Annotated in this window: 13 protein-coding genes; 6 read left to right on the top strand and 7 right to left on the bottom strand. The window is 59.0% G+C overall.

Features of this window, described 5'->3' with window-relative positions; genetic code table 11:
- Positions 1 to 3: 3 nt before the first annotated feature.
- From Q1A85_RS13625 to Q1A85_RS13615, 3 genes are all read left to right on the top strand, one after another.
- Positions 4 to 1,017 carry an ABC transporter substrate-binding protein gene (locus tag Q1A85_RS13625; protein WP_299690085.1) on the top strand — a complete coding sequence of 338 codons (1,014 nt, stop codon included), beginning with the start codon at positions 4 to 6 and terminating at the stop codon, positions 1,015 to 1,017.
- Between the two features lie 61 nt (positions 1,018 to 1,078).
- Positions 1,079 to 1,846, top strand: a complete 768-nt coding sequence (locus Q1A85_RS13620) for an ABC transporter ATP-binding protein (RefSeq protein ID WP_299690082.1) — start codon at positions 1,079 to 1,081, stop codon at positions 1,844 to 1,846.
- Positions 1,839 to 2,639 carry an ABC transporter permease gene (locus Q1A85_RS13615; RefSeq protein WP_299690079.1) on the top strand — a complete coding sequence of 267 codons (801 nt, stop codon included), beginning with the start codon at positions 1,839 to 1,841 and terminating at the stop codon, positions 2,637 to 2,639. The genes Q1A85_RS13620 and Q1A85_RS13615 overlap by 8 nt, the downstream gene beginning before the upstream one ends.
- A gap of 235 nt (positions 2,640 to 2,874) precedes the next feature.
- Here Q1A85_RS13615 and Q1A85_RS13610 read toward each other — a convergent pair whose 3' ends face one another.
- The 7 genes from Q1A85_RS13610 to Q1A85_RS13580 all read right to left on the bottom strand — a co-directional run bounded on the left by Q1A85_RS13610 (position 2,875) and on the right by Q1A85_RS13580 (position 7,931).
- Entirely contained in the window at positions 2,875 to 3,579 is a 705-nt protein-coding gene (locus Q1A85_RS13610) for an ABC transporter ATP-binding protein (RefSeq protein WP_299690076.1), read from the bottom strand.
- Entirely contained in the window at positions 3,576 to 4,325 is a 750-nt protein-coding gene (locus tag Q1A85_RS13605; RefSeq protein WP_299690073.1) for an ABC transporter ATP-binding protein, read from the bottom strand. Before Q1A85_RS13605 ends, Q1A85_RS13610 begins: the two co-directional genes overlap by 4 nt.
- On the bottom strand, positions 4,318 to 5,301 hold the full coding sequence (locus Q1A85_RS13600) for a branched-chain amino acid ABC transporter permease (protein ID WP_299690070.1): 984 nt from the start codon (positions 5,299 to 5,301) through the stop codon (positions 4,318 to 4,320). The genes Q1A85_RS13605 and Q1A85_RS13600 overlap by 8 nt, the downstream gene beginning before the upstream one ends.
- The gene (locus Q1A85_RS13595; protein ID WP_299690067.1) at positions 5,298 to 6,218 is read right to left on the bottom strand and encodes a branched-chain amino acid ABC transporter permease; all 921 of its coding nucleotides are present in this window, start codon (positions 6,216 to 6,218) and stop codon (positions 5,298 to 5,300) included. The genes Q1A85_RS13600 and Q1A85_RS13595 overlap by 4 nt, the downstream gene beginning before the upstream one ends.
- 56 nt (positions 6,219 to 6,274) lie before the next feature.
- Positions 6,275 to 7,405: an ABC transporter substrate-binding protein gene (locus Q1A85_RS13590; protein ID WP_299690065.1), complete on the bottom strand. Its 1,131-nt coding sequence runs from the start codon at positions 7,403 to 7,405 to the stop codon at positions 6,275 to 6,277.
- Between the two features lie 23 nt (positions 7,406 to 7,428).
- Complete coding sequence (locus Q1A85_RS13585) at positions 7,429 to 7,665, bottom strand: Lrp/AsnC ligand binding domain-containing protein (RefSeq protein ID WP_299690240.1); 237 nt, start codon at positions 7,663 to 7,665, stop codon at positions 7,429 to 7,431.
- 131 nt (positions 7,666 to 7,796) lie between these two features.
- Positions 7,797 to 7,931: a hypothetical protein gene (locus tag Q1A85_RS13580; protein WP_299690062.1), complete on the bottom strand. Its 135-nt coding sequence runs from the start codon at positions 7,929 to 7,931 to the stop codon at positions 7,797 to 7,799.
- Between the two features lie 145 nt (positions 7,932 to 8,076).
- On the opposite strand from Q1A85_RS13580, the gene Q1A85_RS13575 reads away from it, so the two are divergent.
- The 3 genes from Q1A85_RS13575 to Q1A85_RS13565 all read left to right on the top strand — a co-directional run bounded on the left by Q1A85_RS13575 (position 8,077) and on the right by Q1A85_RS13565 (position 16,138).
- A complete protein-coding gene (locus tag Q1A85_RS13575; protein WP_299690059.1) occupies positions 8,077 to 11,019 on the top strand; it encodes a hypothetical protein in 2,943 nt (980 codons plus the stop codon).
- A gap of 491 nt (positions 11,020 to 11,510) precedes the next feature.
- Positions 11,511 to 12,635, top strand: coding sequence for a hypothetical protein (locus Q1A85_RS13570; protein ID WP_299690056.1), 1,125 nt, complete (start codon positions 11,511 to 11,513; stop codon positions 12,633 to 12,635).
- Positions 12,635 to 16,138, top strand: a complete 3,504-nt coding sequence (locus Q1A85_RS13565; protein WP_299690053.1) for a DUF6603 domain-containing protein — start codon at positions 12,635 to 12,637, stop codon at positions 16,136 to 16,138. The genes Q1A85_RS13570 and Q1A85_RS13565 overlap by 1 nt, the downstream gene beginning before the upstream one ends.
- Positions 16,139 to 16,154 lie beyond the last annotated feature (16 nt).

The raw sequence follows: 16,154 nt of genomic DNA, 5'->3' as shown, positions 1-16,154 counted from the left end.
ACCATGACCACATTCAATCGCCGCACGGCGCTGGCCCTGATGGGCGGAACGGCTGCAACTGTGGGCCTCGCGGCTCCTGCTATTGCCGCAGGCAAGAAGATTAAGGTCGGGGCGCTCCGCTTTACCTCGCATTCCGGCAGCTTCATTGCGCTCGAGCGTGGATACTTCAAGGACGCCGGGCTGGACGTTGAGTTCGAGTTCTTTCAGGCGGCGCAACCGATGGCGGTGGCGATTGCATCTGGCGATGTGGATTACGCCGTGACAGCCATGTCTGGTGGTTTGATCAGCCTTGCGGACAAAGGTGCAATTAAGGTTATCGGCGGTGCGCTGAGCGAAGAACCCGGCATTGACGGTCAAAAGTATCTTGTGTCTGACGCGGCCTTTCAGGCCGGGGTGAAGACGCCCAAGGATCTGGCAGGCAAGACGTTTGCGGTGACCCAAGCCGGTTCATCTTTCCACTATATGGGGTCCAAAATGGCGCAGGCAGAGGGCATCAACATTTCCTTTACGCCGCTGCAAAAAGTCGGAGCGATCATTGGCGCGATGAAATCTGGGCAGGTCGACGGCTGGTCGATCGTGCCCCACATCGCCAAACCCCTGGCAGGGTCCGGCGCGGTTCACATCATCGGAGACGTCGCGGACTACATTCCCGATTATCAGGTCACGACGGTGTTCACGTCGGTCAAAAACGCAGCCGATGAGCGTGGTATGACCGAAAGTTTCCTTGCCGGGTATGCCAAAGGCGTTGACGATTACGCCGCAGCCATGATCGACGAGACCGCCGATCAGGACGCGATGGTCGATCTGATACACAAATACGTTTACACAGACCGCGAGCGGGCCAAAGCCGCGCCTTCGATCATCAACGGAACGATGCGCCTGAATACGGGCGCTGCGCTGAACATTGCGTCCTTGCAGGATCAGCTGTCGTGGTTCCAGTCCGAAAAACTGGTCGATGCCGACATCTCGATCGATCAGATCGTGGATCAGTCTTATGTGAAAATTCTGGGCGCGTAGGCGATGTACCGCATGGGGGCGGGCCATGCGCTGGCCCCCAAAATTCTTGACGGGGTAGTGCATGGACATCCGGCTTGACGGCATCAACCATTCCTACGATGGATTTGAGGTGCTGCGAAATATCACGCTGGACATTCCCAGCGGGCAGATCGTGTGCATTGTCGGGCCATCCGGCTGTGGCAAGTCCACGTTGCTCCGCTTTATCGGCGGGCTGGAGCGGCCTGCCGCCGGTCGGGTTCTGCAACTGGGAGAGCCGCCCATCGGGTGCTTGAACCCGCTCACTTACATCTTTCAGGACTTTGCTTTGCTGCCGTGGCGAAGCGTGTCGGGCAATATCTCACTTGTGCTAGAAGATCATGGGATCAAAGGGGCGGCGGCCCGCGCGATCATCGACGACGTTCTGGCGCGCACAAAATTGACCGACTTTGCCAATGCACTGCCCAAACAGCTTTCGGGTGGGATGAAACAACGCGTGGCCATTGCGCGTGCGCTGGCGGTTCAGCCCGCTGTCATGCTGATGGACGAACCCTTGTCCGCTTTGGACAGTCAAACGCGGGAATTGCTGATGGACGATCTGGTCGACCTGTGGACGCGCCAACCCTTTACGGCAGTTTATGTCACCCACAACCTTGCCGAAGCGGTCAGGCTAGGGCACCGCGTCGTTGTGTTGTCGCGCCGTCCCGGTGAAGTCCGGGAAATCGTGGAGATCGACAAGCCTCTGGATCAGCGCGCATTTGGCGATACCGACCTTGATACGGCGCAGCGACATTTGTGGCACCTGATGCGGGACGAAGCGCGCGCAGCAGATGCGGAGTTGATCAATGTCTGACCCCGTGCCCGGAAAATCCGTAGCATTTCGCGGTGGCGGTTTTGCCCCAAAGTCCCGCCGTTGGGTTGGTTTTGTGGTTTTTGTCGGTCTTGTCCTAATTGCTGAATGGGGCACGCGCGCGGGCTGGATATCAGCTTTGACGATGCCGAAACCTTCGGATGTGCTGGACACGTTTCGCGATCTCTACAACAGCGGTCTGTTGTTCAAACATCTCGGCCCGTCCCTGTCGCGTCTGGTTGTCGGCGCTGCCATCGGGATCAGCATCGGCATTAGCGTTGGCGTATTGATCGGTCTGTTCTCTTATGTGCGTTCCGGCATGGTTCCGTTGGTCGCCGCGATTTTCCCGATCCCGAAAATCGCACTCTTGCCGCTGTTTGTCATCTGGTTCGGGATCGGTGAAGGATCGAAATACGCACTGATTGCATTTGGGACGTTTACCCCAACGGTTGTCGCGACCTATGGCGCGGTGGACAATGTGGACCGCACTCTGATCCGAATGGGCCAGAGTTTTGGTCTATCGTGGTGGTCCATCGTGCGAAAAATCGTCCTGCCCGGCGCGATGCCGGGTATTCTGTCGGGGCTGCGTATCAGCCTTGCCATCGCCATTATCCTGCTGGTGGCAGCCGAAATGCTGGGCGCAGAGTTCGGCATCGGGGCTTACATTCTAGAGGCGGGTTCGCTCTACGATTTGGAACGACTCTTTGCAGGCGTGGTGATCCTGTCGTTGCTGGGCGTGATCGTAAGCGCGCTCATCGGCGTCGTGGAGAAGCGTTTGTTGAATTGGCGCACATAAGCAGAGCATCGTCTCTGCGCCGCCAGCACCTGTCCTATTCTACAGGATCGTCAACGCTCCGGGTTTATTGCCGGTTGAGAAAGAGGCGCGCGCTGAGGCCTCACTTTTTTGTAGGGTCATTGATCTCCCAAAATGCGGCGGGTTGTAATCTGGCACCGCTGGCAGAATTGATTGGCATGGAATGTGCTAAGCCAGCCGGAGCAATTTGTTTGGGCGATAGAAGGGGCGGAGATACTCAACCGTTCTGATCTTGGTGTACGCCGACATGGGCGTGTGTGATATCCGGGGTCAGATCGGCCATGTCGCCGCTCCACACGGTTTGTCCGCGCGCAAGGATGACCGCACGGTCCGCGACCTTTGCCAGTTCCCGAAGTGTCTTGTCGATCAGCAGGATCGCCATGCCAGTTTCGTCTCTGATCTGGCTGATCGCGGACCAAATCTCCTGACGCACAATCGGGGCCAGTCCTTCGGTTGCCTCGTCGAGTATCAAGAGGCGCGGGTTTGTCACAAGCGCGCGTCCAATCGCCAGCATCTGCTGTTCGCCACCAGACAGGGACGCGGCCACTTGTCCTTTGCGTTCTGCGAGGCGCGGAAAGAGGTTGGCGACGCGGGCGATGTCCCACGGGCCACGCCGCGTCGATGCCATCAGGTTTTCGGTCACTGTCAGGTCGCGGAAACAACGCCTCCCTTCGGGTACAAGACCGATGCCAAGGCGGGCAACCTTGTGGCTTGGCAATTGGTGCAGGTCGTGCTGATCCATGGTCAATGTCCCTGTCGATCCGATCATCCGGCAGATTGCTTTGACGGTGGTGGACTTACCCATGCCATTGCGCCCCATCAGGGCCACCACCTCGCCCTCGTTCAAGGACAGGTCGACGCCAAAGAGCGCGGGCGTGGTGCCGTAAGACGCCATCAGACCCCGGACGACCAGCAGGCTCATGCGTCCTCTCCCAGATAAGCGCGCCGTACCTCGGCTGAGCGGCGGATGTCATCCACCGTCCCGCTTGCGATGACCTGCCCATAGACCAAAACACTGATGCGATCGGCAAGGGCGAACACTGCGTCCATGTCGTGTTCGATTAACAGGATCGGCGCCTCCTGCCGTAACCCATCCAGAAACCCGGTCATCACCTTGGACCCCTCGGCACCCAGACCGGCCATGGGTTCGTCCATGACAAAGGCGCGCGGGTTCAGGGTCAACGCAACCGCAACCTCCAACTGTCTGCGCAACCCATGGCTTAGCGCGGATGTACGCGTATGTGTCGCGTCCGCCAATTGGACCCGTTCCAGCGCGGCCATGGCGCGCGCGCGCAATTCAGCATCAGCGTGCACCTTGCGGAATAACCGCCACGGCTTACCGCTATGGCCCAAAGCGCCGAGCAAAACATTTTCGAGAACCGTATCTTCCATCGCGAGGGCGGAAATCTGGAAGGTTCTGCCAAGGCCCAAGCGTGCGCGGGCGCTTGTGTCGAGTCGCGTGACATCCCGATCCCCCATCCAGACAGAGCCCGCGTCCGGGCGCAATGCGCCAGCAATCTGAGCAATCAAGGTCGATTTGCCCGCTCCGTTGGGGCCGATGATCGCGTGAATTTCGCCCGGTCGCAGATCGACCGACACATCATCAATTGCCTTGAGCGCGCCAAAGGTTTTTACGAGGTTCTTGGTGCTCAGGACCGCGTCAGACATGTGGCCCCTCCTTTCCCGTCAGCAACCCCAGCAAACCGCCGCGCGCAAACAGAACGATTAACAGCAGAATGACCCCAAGCCAGACGTGCCAGAAATCGGTGACCGCACCCAGCCAATGCTCCAGCACAACAAACAGGATTGCGCCAAGCACCGGGCCAAACAGCCGCCCGACACCGCCAATGATGATCAAAACGATCAATTCGCCCGACAGTTGCCAACTGAACATGGTCGGGCTGACAAACCGGTTGAGATCGGCAAAAAGCGCGCCCGCCAGACCGGTGACTGCGCCCGAAATCACAAAGGCCACAAGCCGCAGCCGCATAGGATTCAACCCAACGGTTTCGACCCTTTGCGGCGCTTGTCGTGCGGCATTCAGCGCCAGCCCAAAGGGCGACAGCAAAAGCCGCCAGTGCAGGATCAGGGCAAGGCAAAGCAACGCAAGACAAAGCCCAAAGAACGGCATGGGCTGCAACGTGTTCAGCCCTGGAAAATCATTGCGCAGATAGATCGAAAGCCCGTCTTCACCGCCATACGCGCTCCAGGAAATGGCGAAGTAGTAGAACATCTGCCCGAAGGCCAGCGTGATCATGATGAAATACACACCGGACGTGCGCAAACTCAGCAGACCAATGGCCAGCGCGGCCAAAGCCGACACAACAATCGCGACAAGCCAGATGATCGGCATGGATTTGGTGCCGCCAATTTCGAATATCCCCAGCGACAAAGGCGCGTAGGTCTGGGCATGGAACGCAAGAATGCCCATCGCATAGCCCCCCAACCCAAAGAACACCGCATGGCCGAGGCTGACAAGGCCGCCGGTGCCAAGCGCGATGTTCAACCCGACCGCAGCCAATGCCAGCACAACTGCCCGCGTCGCCAACGTGATGGTAAAGGGTTCATCGACCATCAACGCATAGCTGGGCACCACCAGCAGGCCAAGCAGCACCACCGCATTGATGTACCGTTCCGCAATCATGCGCGCGCTCCGAAGAGGCCGGTGGGTCGCCAGATCAGCACAAGGCTCATCAGGATGTAGACCGCCATTGAGGCAAGCGCCGACCCGGTCTGGGTGGCGGCATCTGTCTCCATGAACAGTTTGAACAGTTCCGGCAGAAAAATTCCGCCCAAAGTGTCCGTCAAACCGACCAGCAGCGCGCCGACAAAAGCCCCTTTGATAGAGCCGATCCCACCTATGACGATCACGACAAAGGCGAGGATCAACACAGGTTCGCCCATGCCGATCTGCACCGATTGGATTGCGCCCACCAATGCGCCCGCCAATCCGGCAAGTGCTGCACCAAGCGCGAACACGATGGTGTAAAGCCGGGAAATGTCGACGCCGAGCGCGGCAATCATCTCGCGGTCGTTTTCACCGGCCCGGATTTGAATTCCCAGCCGTGTCCGCGCCGTCAACCACCAGAGGCCAAGAGCGACCAGAATGCCGATGCCAATCAGGGCGAGACGGTATAGGGGGTATTTGATCCCACCGGGCAAGCTGACCGGTCCAGACAGTGCATCGGGAATATCCAGAAACAGTGGGAATGAGCCAAATACCCATCGGGTGCCTTCGGAAAAGATCAGGATCAGCGCAAAGGTGGCCAGCACCTGATCCAGATGGGTCGCCCGGTATAGCCTTCGGATCACGACAATCTCGACCAAGGCACCCGCCGTCGCCGCCGCAGCCAATGCGGTGATCAGCGCCAACAGAAACGATCCCGTGGCCCCGGCCACAGCGGCGGCAGCAAACGCCCCCACCATATAAAGCGATCCATGTGCCAGATTGATCAGCCCCATCACACCAAAGATCAGCGTCAGGCCCGCCGACATCAAAAACAGCATGACGCCGAATTGCAGTCCGTTCAGGATCTGCTCAATCAGAAGAAGGGTGCTCATGGGGGATGTTCAATTGGCCCCGGCCCGCGTTTGCACACAGGCCGGGGTGCATTTTCTTACATCTTGCAATCGGCGGCGTAGACGTCGCTGTGGTTTTCAAGTGCGACGCCGATGATCTTGTTGGTCAGTACATCGCCTTCCCGGACGACCTCGCGGGCGTAGATCGTTTGAATGGGATGCTGATTGGGACCAAAGGCGAAATCGCCGCGGGTGCTGTCAAATTCCGCTGCGCGCAAGGCGTCGCGGAACGCATCCGCATCGCTTGGCGCGGCCTTGTCCAACGCAGATAGCAGCAGGTTGGCCGTATCGAATCCCTGACTGGCATAAAGCGACGGCAGACGGCCATATTTGGCACCAAAGCTTTCGACAAAGGCCGCGTTGGTCGGATTGTCGATGTCTTTGTTCCACTGCGATGTATTCACAACGCCCAATGCGGCGTCGCCGACGGCTTGCAGAATCCCTTGATCAAAGCTGAACGCGGGCCCGACGACGGGCAAGTCCACGCCGCTGTCCGCGTATTGCTTGAGAAAGGAAATTCCCATGCCCCCCGGCAGGAAGAAAAACACGCTGTCGGCCCCGGACGCGCGGATTTGCGCGATTTCGGCGGCGTAGTCGGTCTGGCCCAACTGGGTAAAGATTTCTCCGGCGATATCGCCTTCGAACATGCGTTTGTAACCGGTCAGTGCGTCCTTGCCCGCCGGATAGTTCGGCGCGAGGATAAAGCTGTTGCCATATCCGGCAGTGTTGGCAAAGGCACCTGCACCTTCGTGCAAATTGTCGTTTTGCCATGCCACATTAAAGTAGTTCGGGTGACAGCCCTTACCGGCAAGGGCGCTTGGGCCCGCATTTGGCGACAGGTAAAACACGTTCTGGTTGACCGCCGCAGGCACCACCGCCATAGCGAGGTTGGACCAGATGATGCCGGTCATCACATCGACCTTTTCAGACTGGATCATCTTGTCGGCCAACTGAACGGCAATGTCCGGTTTGCGCTGATCGTCTTCGATGACGACCTCGATGTCGGACCGGCCCGATTGCTCGATCGCCAGCATAAAGCCGTCGCGGACATCAATGCCCAGCCCCGCACCCCCGCCAGAAAGCGTAGTGATCATCCCGATCTTTGTATCTGCCATGACAGACGCCGCGGACAACGCCCCGACGGCAGCCGCCAACATGAGTTGCTTCATTCTTTCTCTCCCCATCGTTAAATTCAGAATGCCGAAAACGTTATGGTCGTCAATGTCCGCTCGATCCCTGGAATGCTGCCAAACAGATCGTTGACGAAACGGCCCGTGTCGGCGCCGTCCGGAATGTAGATTTTGACAAGCAGGTCATAATCCCCACTGGTCGAGTACATTTCGGAGTGTTTTTCTTCGAGCAGGATGGCTTCTGCCACCGCATAAGTCTTTCCCGGCTTGCACCGGACCTGAACGAAAACACAAGTCATGCGATTGCCCTCCCGGCTGTTTATGCGTGAACCGTCGTAACGCGCCGGTCGCACTGTTGCGCAAGCGACCGCAAAAGGAAACCGGCCCCGGACAATTGGCCGAAAGGCCTGCCACATATTCGAGCCATAGGTCACAGCGCTTGGACGTAGGTGCGCAAGGCGATGTTCCATACAGGCCGTGAGAAAGGCGCATGGGATTGATCCACAAGGGCTGTACGCTCGTGCCCGCTCCACGCCCCGGTTGCACTGGTGTGTATGGCGTTCATCGGCTCGGGCCACGGGCGAAGGCGGCCAAAAAATCCTTGACGGTGCGCGCTCTGCTATGACTAGGATCAAGGTTATTAGTACGTCAATTTTGAAAAATACCGCGTTTTCAACCATTTGACGTCGCGCATTTTAATGGGGTTGGTTATGCAACGCGCGACAGCAGGTCTGTTTTCGGATCCGCAACTGTTGACAGATGTCGCAGGGGTCAAACCCGACTGGGCTGCAGGCACACCTGCAGCGCACTACACGCTCCACGGGTTGGAATTGCTGTCTGAGGCGATTGCCCCTGCGATCCGCGCCCTTCGGCTTATGGGTTTTCAGATATTGGAATGCGAATTCACCGACCTTGCCGGGCTTGGTGCGGATGATCCTTCCGATACAGCGATCCAAAGCTGTTCCATCCTGTGTGATGGCAGCCAAGCCTATCACGAATTGCCTGCTGACGTTCAGCTCTTGTCGGACCATCTGGCGTCTGATTATGTAGTGCGCCTGTTCGCTCGACCTTACGCGCCAAAGGCCACGACGGCTCCAGCGTATTCCTTGGGGTTGAACAATCCGACGGGTACGGAATGGAGCCTTGCTGGCGGACGACCGGGGGACGGGCAAGGCAGTGTGGCACTGACCCTTTGGGTCGATCCCGTCGAACATCCCGCAGGTCAGGTGCCCACACCGGCCACCGCGATTGGCCTGCGCGCCGTTCCGGGATTTGTCGATGCGGTCATCCCCGTTCTGGCGTCGCTGTTTCCCGCAGCCCAGCCTGCCGACACATCACCCGAGGCTGCGCCAGCGATCGGTCAGACCGGCCTTTTGTGGTTGCTCGATCCGCGCAGCTGGTACGCCGACACCGTCTTCGACGCAGTGTCCCACGCGCGTGCCATCCGCAAGGCGGCTTTGCGCGCCTTGCCTGCGCAGTCAACCGCGAACGCGGACATCCAACTCTATCTCCGGGCGTTGATTTACGGGACTGAGAATCTGCGGAAGTCACTGAAATCAGTGACCGGTGCGCCGATCCAGAGCTTCTTCAAAGCTGGCGACTTTCGCCGTGCGATCATGCGGTGGAACGGTGCTGAAGTGCCGTCTTTTGAACCGTTGGCCAAGGGACAGATCAGCGCGACACGCAATATGGCGTGGCTCGACCTGATCTTTTGGCTGGTCGAGACCAAGATTTCGACGTGCCCGTATCTTGACAGTGGCACACCGTTCCAAGCCCCCGAGGTTGTGCCCGATCTTGAGCCATTGATTGCGCGCACCAACCCATACGATGCAATGACCGTGGATTTACTGCACACGTGTATGGGGGTGTATGATGATGAAGCTGAATACGGACTGATCTGCCGTATCCAAGCCATTCCAATGCCGCTCATCGAAACCGAAGACGTCTATACCAACCCGCCGGCTTCGTCGGGGCAATGGCCCCAGCGCCCGCTGGAGACAATGTTCACTTGGGAATATGTCCCGCTGGCCCCGCCGGATGCCACGCCTCCAGATGTCGCCACGTCAGAACCGCTCCCCGCCGCAGAACGCCCCGTCGAGCAGCAAAAACCAAAGCTGCTGATCGTCGCAGGTCCCGGCGTATCCATTGTACAGGTGGCGCAGGACACCGTCGATATCGTGATCATGCGCAAGTCCGATTACGGGTTCCCGCCGTGGGGCGAGCCGATCAAACCACAAGAGCTGTATCGGCCATACTTTCTGCCATTTGCACCCGCGCCGATGGATCCGGAAGACGAGGCTTGGGCCGAAAACAGTCCAGCCAATCCCGAAGGCACGGACCCAGACCAAGACACCGACAGTGACGTTGACACAGACACGGATGACGATGTCAGCGATCTGATCCTGACGACCGATGTTTGGCCGGACGACTATTACCTCACCGAAGGTGTGCATGTCTCGGAACGGCCCGACGGCGTAACGTATTCCGCGTTTCTCGATGTTTATGTGCACAAGGAAACGGGCCAGCCGCGCGATCTGTCCGGCGGGCCATGGGCACGCTTCGACATTCGTTATGCCGACTTGACAGACGGGACGGCAGGCTACCGGGCTGATTTTGACTACGTCACCTACCACACGGATGAGCCGGGCTTTTTTGACGGTCAGCGACGGCCAATGCTGCGGATCATGGCAACACCGCCCCCAACTGACAGCGCGGGGCGGACGCTGCCGAGGAGGATCAACTTTGCAGCTGGGCAAAGCTGGTACGAGGCATTCGATGTTGACCTGAGAGAGCATGACGACATCGCAACGATCCACCGCAACTGGCCACACATGGTTCCGATACCTGAACGTGAGATCCGTTTTGTAGATCCATTGTTTGAGCCAAGCGAGGTGCCCGATGAAGACGAGCTGGCATACCACCGTGCGGTTCCTGTCGCGGCGGTCACGTCTTTTGATGCCACCCGTTTGCCAATGGTGTCTGAGGCGGAGTTGTCGGCGGCTGATTTTCGGCATTCGCTGGCTGACCAAACGACCATCCCGACCGAATATATCGCCAGTTGGATTGATTTCTGGCTGATTATCCCCGACCTGATCCTCGGGCTTCATCCTGCATCCATCGCCATTGATATTGCTGAATTTGCCTATGCCTACAACACTGGGCTTGACCGGTACGGCAGGCCGATCACCAATCAGGATCTGTTCCTGATGGGCGTTGGCATCGGTTTGCCGCTGTCAGGCAACGCGCTGACGACAATCCGTAAAAGTCTTGTTGCCTCCAAGGCTGTGTGGAACCCCGCATCCGACATTGCCCGGCGCGCAAACGATCTGCCTGTGGACCAGGCGATAGATACCGCGCGGGGCATGATGGATGATCTGTCCGAAGCGGGCAATACACTGGCCGCTGACCGCGCCGCGCAAGAGGCGTTTGAGCGGAGCGTTGGTCGCGTCACAACAGCCGCCAATATTTTGCTGAATGTCGGCGGTGCCTTTGTTCAGCCGGGTTCGGTCCCGCAAAACTACGAAATCGCCAACCTGCTGAGCGCAAGCGGCCACGAGGTGATCGACCCGGGTACGTCATATCACTACCGGCGCTGGCTGCTGGATACGCTTATCACGCAGAGCATCCGGCTCAATCCTCTGGGAGGATCGTAGCGATGCGCATTGACCTTTTGCCGGCACGGTTCATCCGACAATGCAATCGCGGCCAAATCCCGAACGAATTGCTGCGCTTGCCATATGCGGTTCGGATGCAACTGGGCCAGTTGGGCCTCGACTATGACGAATTGGCGGACCGGGTGGTGCACCTACAGCGTGGCGCACGGTTCCCAGAAATGGTCAGGATCTTATTTCAAGACGCAGGGCCCGCAGCCACGTGGGATGCGACTGCCAGACTGTTTCGTGAAAACCTAGGCGGCACGGACGCCGCGGCGCGCGCATGGCTCAGGCGCGAGTTTTTGCCGGATTCCGAGGGGTTCACCGATATCGACCGCGACAACTTTATTGCGGTTCTCAAAAACCTCGTCGCGCCTGACCGAACGCTTGCGGATTTGCAGCGGAGCGACATGGCCGCACTCTATGGCAGACGCCGCCGCACACCAACGCACGCATTGAACGCCCCAAGATGGATTTCGCAACGGGATGTTGTGCGCGGCTGCGCGCGGGTTGCGGCCATCGTGGACGAAGAATGCACTGAGATCGCCGTTAATAACAGCGCAGATGTGCTCAAGCGCAACCTCTACAACGTGCGCGGTTTCAGCAGCGCGACGGGCACCTACATGATGCGCTCTGGCTTTGGTTGGGGCACGCTTAACGAAATCCGGGTGGTCGCGGTTCTTCTTGAATTGGGCCATGCCGCAAACCGCCTGCGGCTGTCCATGCCGATGCCCGACGGCGCGCTTGGGCCGGACATAATGGTCTATCGCGGATTGAAGAGCCTTGGTCACGGGATCAGCAAGCGGCTGTTCTCTGTCGTTCAATGCAAGGCGTTAAAGGATTTCGGGACAATGGTGTCACCCGGCAGCAGTTCCGAAAGCCTCCGCCAGCTGTGCGGAGATACGCGCCGCATGGGGGCCGAGGTGCCGTTGCAGGGGGATGATGTGCGCCCGCCCTGGCATGGACCGACGCGGAATGAAGGTGGTGATGGGGTCGGCGCGCTGTTTGACGGTGGCTACAGCTTTGCGTTCGACTTCTGGCATTTTATCCGCCACGGGGACAGCCCATTTGTGACAATCGGAAATCAGGCGCGCAACCTGCCGGGTCGCGCTGATGAGGTGTTTCCCGGGGCGTTAACGGGGCTTCAGCTGATAAACCGCGCCAAAGAGCTGATGCGGGAGGTTCTGAACCACCGCGCGACAGTGTTGCAGGACACGATCAACATCCTGCGCACGCATCCGGCGCCCGACGAGGTCGTCGAGTACTCCAATGAGATCGGCGAGCAGTTGATGCATGCCATAAACAATCAGGTTTTGCGAAAACACGAAGGTGACAAAACCGTCCGGCGTCTGCCGATGGCAGATCTGACCCCCGATACTTTGAAAGATTTAAACATTATTAGTCAGGCGCAGCGTGATGTGCTCGAAACATTGCTGCCGCCGACCTCTGCCGCGTACCGGATCGCGGCGGCTCGCATGGCACTGGAACTCAGCGATCAAGCGCTGGAGACGATGCCCAAGTTTAGCGTTTCCATGGGCATCGTCGAAGAAGGCGGGAGTTGGATCAATCAAGGTATCGCCTTTTTGGCAAGCCTTCGTCCGGGAGGGGGCAGCTGATGGCGAATACGTTTGAGATCATGGCCCAGTTCTTTGCCCCACTGCTTGAGGCGTTGGAGGATGTGGACTCGCTGCAAAGCCTGATGAGCGATCTGGGTGTCGATCTTCCGTTGACGGCGGCGCACCACACGGTCGTGCAGGACATTCTGCCAGTCGCACAGGACCTGCGTGCAATCCTCGCCGAGGCACAGGACGACGCCGCAGGTAACGGTATAACGGAACAAGAGCTGTTTGATCTCGTGACTGTTGTCCTTGATGCGCTGGCCAGTCTTGCCACGGTGGACACCAGTCAGATTCAGTCATTGTCCGGGACGCTGACACAAGCGGCTACATGGCGCCGCCTGGGGCGAGAGCTGCCGGGGTATTTGCTGCTGATCTGGCTTGATGATTTCTTGCCTGTGGCCAAGGCATTTCTCGCCTTAGGCGGTGCGGTCGAACGGATCCCCCGCGGCGCAGGCCAGCTACCGCGCGAACGTTTGGATTGGGAGGCGACCGGACTTTTGCTGCGCAACCCACCTGCCCAGATTGCGGACACTTGGTCCTTTGGGGGCGACGCGTTCAATGCGAACGGGTTCATCAGCGCGCTGGCTGTTCTGTTACATGCGTTCGGCTTTCGTGCCCGCGTTGTTCAGACACCCGGTATTGTTACGCAGGCGCTGGGCAACCGGGCACCCAATGCACAGACACAGGCCCTTGACGGGAGGTTGCTGGCGGGCAGCACGTCTTTGCCGGGTGCGGGGGGTGCCACAGTTCAGGCGTTGTTGTCACTGGTCATGACGGGGGCGACCCGGCCCAATGTGGACACACCTTCGGGGCTCGCCGTGCTGCCGGTTCTGAGCGGCGGGTTCAATCTGCCGCCGCAGGTTTTCGCTGATGATATCAGTTTCGAACTGACGGCCTCGGGGGAGGCTGCGGGTGGGGCGGGGTTTGCTTATTACCCGTCCGGGCCAGAATTGCTGACCGGGCAGGGCGCGGTTGACGCAAACGTCGTCGCGCGCCTCTCCGGTGCGCCAGTCAACGCGGCGGGCGAAACGGGTTGGGTCATTGCCGGAGCACGCGACGCCAGCCACCTGCGTCTGGACAGGTTCGCGGCGACCGTGCTTGTGGAAACCAATCCGCCCGAGATGCGCGTGACACTCGATCTGGCCGACGCCCTTGCATTGCGGATTGCCGCCGCAGAGGGCGGCGATGGTTTGGTGAATTTTATTCTCGGTGACACAGAGGTCGAAGTGTTTGGCGGCTTCAGTGCCACATGGTCCAGCCGCGACGGCTGGTCTTTTGACGGGGGCGTGGGCCTTGAGGTGACGGTGCCCATCGAAGCGGAGCTGCGTCCCTTTTACCTCGACAGCATCACGATAGCCGGATGGGCGGGCACAACCGGGTTCGGCAGCTTTGCCGCGCTAACCGGATCATTTAGCCTCGGCCCGATTTTTCTGTACTTTGAGGAGATGGGTGTACAGGTCGATCTCGTACCCACGCCCGAAGATGCACCGGGAAATTTTGGTGCTCTGGACGCGCGCCCGTCTTTCAAAGCGCCGACAGGGTATGGTGCATCGCTGGATTTCACTCCGATCACGGGTGGTGGTCTTGTCATCAAGGACGCACCGCTGCCACATCTTGAAGATGTGGGCAGCAGCTATCGCGGTGCGCTGGCGCTCAGCTTCAAATTGTCAAAGATCAATTACGGCCTGTCCGCATTCGCGTTGCTCAGCACCGAACTCCCGGATGGGCGCGACGGATTTTCATTTGCGGCGTCCGTGTTCCTTGATTTCAGTGTGCCCTTGGCGGCAGGTTTCTTCCTGACCGGATGCGGTGGCGTTCTGGGGATCAACCGAACGCTCGACACGGATGCAATGCGGGATGTGCTGTTTGATGGGCGGCTTGACGATCTGCTGTTCCCGGCCAATCCAATCGAGGATGCGCCGCAAATCCTTGACGATATGGCGGCAATCATGCCGGTGGCTCCGGGACAACACTTTGCCGGACCCGTAGCCCGGATCAGCTATGGTGTGCCGACGATTTTCCACATCACACTTGGCGTGGTGATCGAAGTCGGAAACCAGCCGCGTCTTGTGATCCTTGGTTCGGTCAAGCTGGTGCTTCCCGACGAAGAACACGCCCTCGTCATGCTCCAGCTCAGCTTTTTTGGTGTCATCGACTTTGCCGCGGGCCGGATCGACTTTGACGCCACGCTCGAAGGATCGCGGGTGCTGTTCTTTACCATCACCGGTGACGTGGCGATCCGCACCGGCTGGGGTCCCGGTATCTTCCAGATTGCGTCATTTGGCGGCTTGCACCCGCTATATCCGCGGCCTGATAATCTATCTGAACTGCGCCGCCTGTCCGCAGGCTTTGGCCAACCGGGCGACGACGTGCGTTTGACCATTTCATCGTATTTCGCTCAGACGCAAAACGCTCTGATGTTCGGTGCCCGGGCCGAGCTTTTTGCGCAAGGTCCAAAGTTCCCGATCTTGGGGCGGGTCTCTGCCGAAGGGCATATCGGCTTCGATGCGCTTATCTATTTTAATCCGTTTTCGTTCATCGTTGATGTTGATGGCGGCATTTCCCTTATGGTCAATGGCAAGGTGAAGGCGGCGCTTTACTTTGCCCTGTCCATGCGCGGACCCAACCCTTTCTTCATCTCGGGCGAGGTGTGGGTCAAAGTGTGCAAGGTCAAGGTCCGGTTCGGCGTGACCTGTACGTTTGGGCGCGAACAGGCCGCCCCCGCGAACGTCACATCGGCAGTAGAAAAACTGCGTGAAGCGCTTGGCGCGGTGTCTGCGCTGAGTGCCGGGGCAGGGCAGGGCGATGCGGCGGGCCGCATCACCTTCCGGCAGACTGATGAGGTGCTGATCGAACCACTGGGCACCCTCCAACTGACCCAGACAGCGCTGCCACTCGACATCTCTTTGGAAAAGCTGGGCGAAGCACAGATTTCGGGGGCAAAACGGCTGGATATCGTCCTTTTGCAGGATGGCAACGCATTGCCCCAGTCGGACGTCACCGACGATTTCGTGCGTGCCCACTATTTTGAGGCATCTCGGTCCGAACGCCTGCGTGCGCCCAGCATGGAAGTACATAAGGCTGGGGTAGAGATCACCGACAGCGGTGCTGCCATCAAAGGGGCCAGCATCGGCGAAAGTTACGAATACGAGGTGATAATGGTCGGCGAACGCGACAGCAGCAAATTCAAACCGCTCGATGCGTTTTCCAAGGTCGAATTTGGAAAGCTGGCGGATCAGTTCGCCTATGGCCGCACCGCTCAAAGTGGCGCAGCCGCCACGCTCCCGTCTGTGCGTGACGGGGTCAAGATGCGTGCAGAAGCATTTGTGCCCGGCAGCGTTACCGACAATCTCGCAGGTAAGGCGCCGGATGACCGGCTCGATATTCTCGACGCACAAGCAAAGCGCGGCACGCAAACCCTGTCCCGCATAACCAAAGAACAGCGTGCCGCCGAACCCGGCATTAACGCCGCCGTCGCCGATTACCTGAGTGCGGCCTGAGCAGAGGACACCGGAC

The sequence above is a fragment of the uncultured Tateyamaria sp. genome (genome assembly GCF_947503385.1).
GTDB lineage: Bacteria > Pseudomonadota > Alphaproteobacteria > Rhodobacterales > Rhodobacteraceae > Tateyamaria.
The sequence above is the reverse complement of the archived record's forward strand: the minus strand, read 5'-3'. Positions and strand labels throughout refer to the sequence as shown.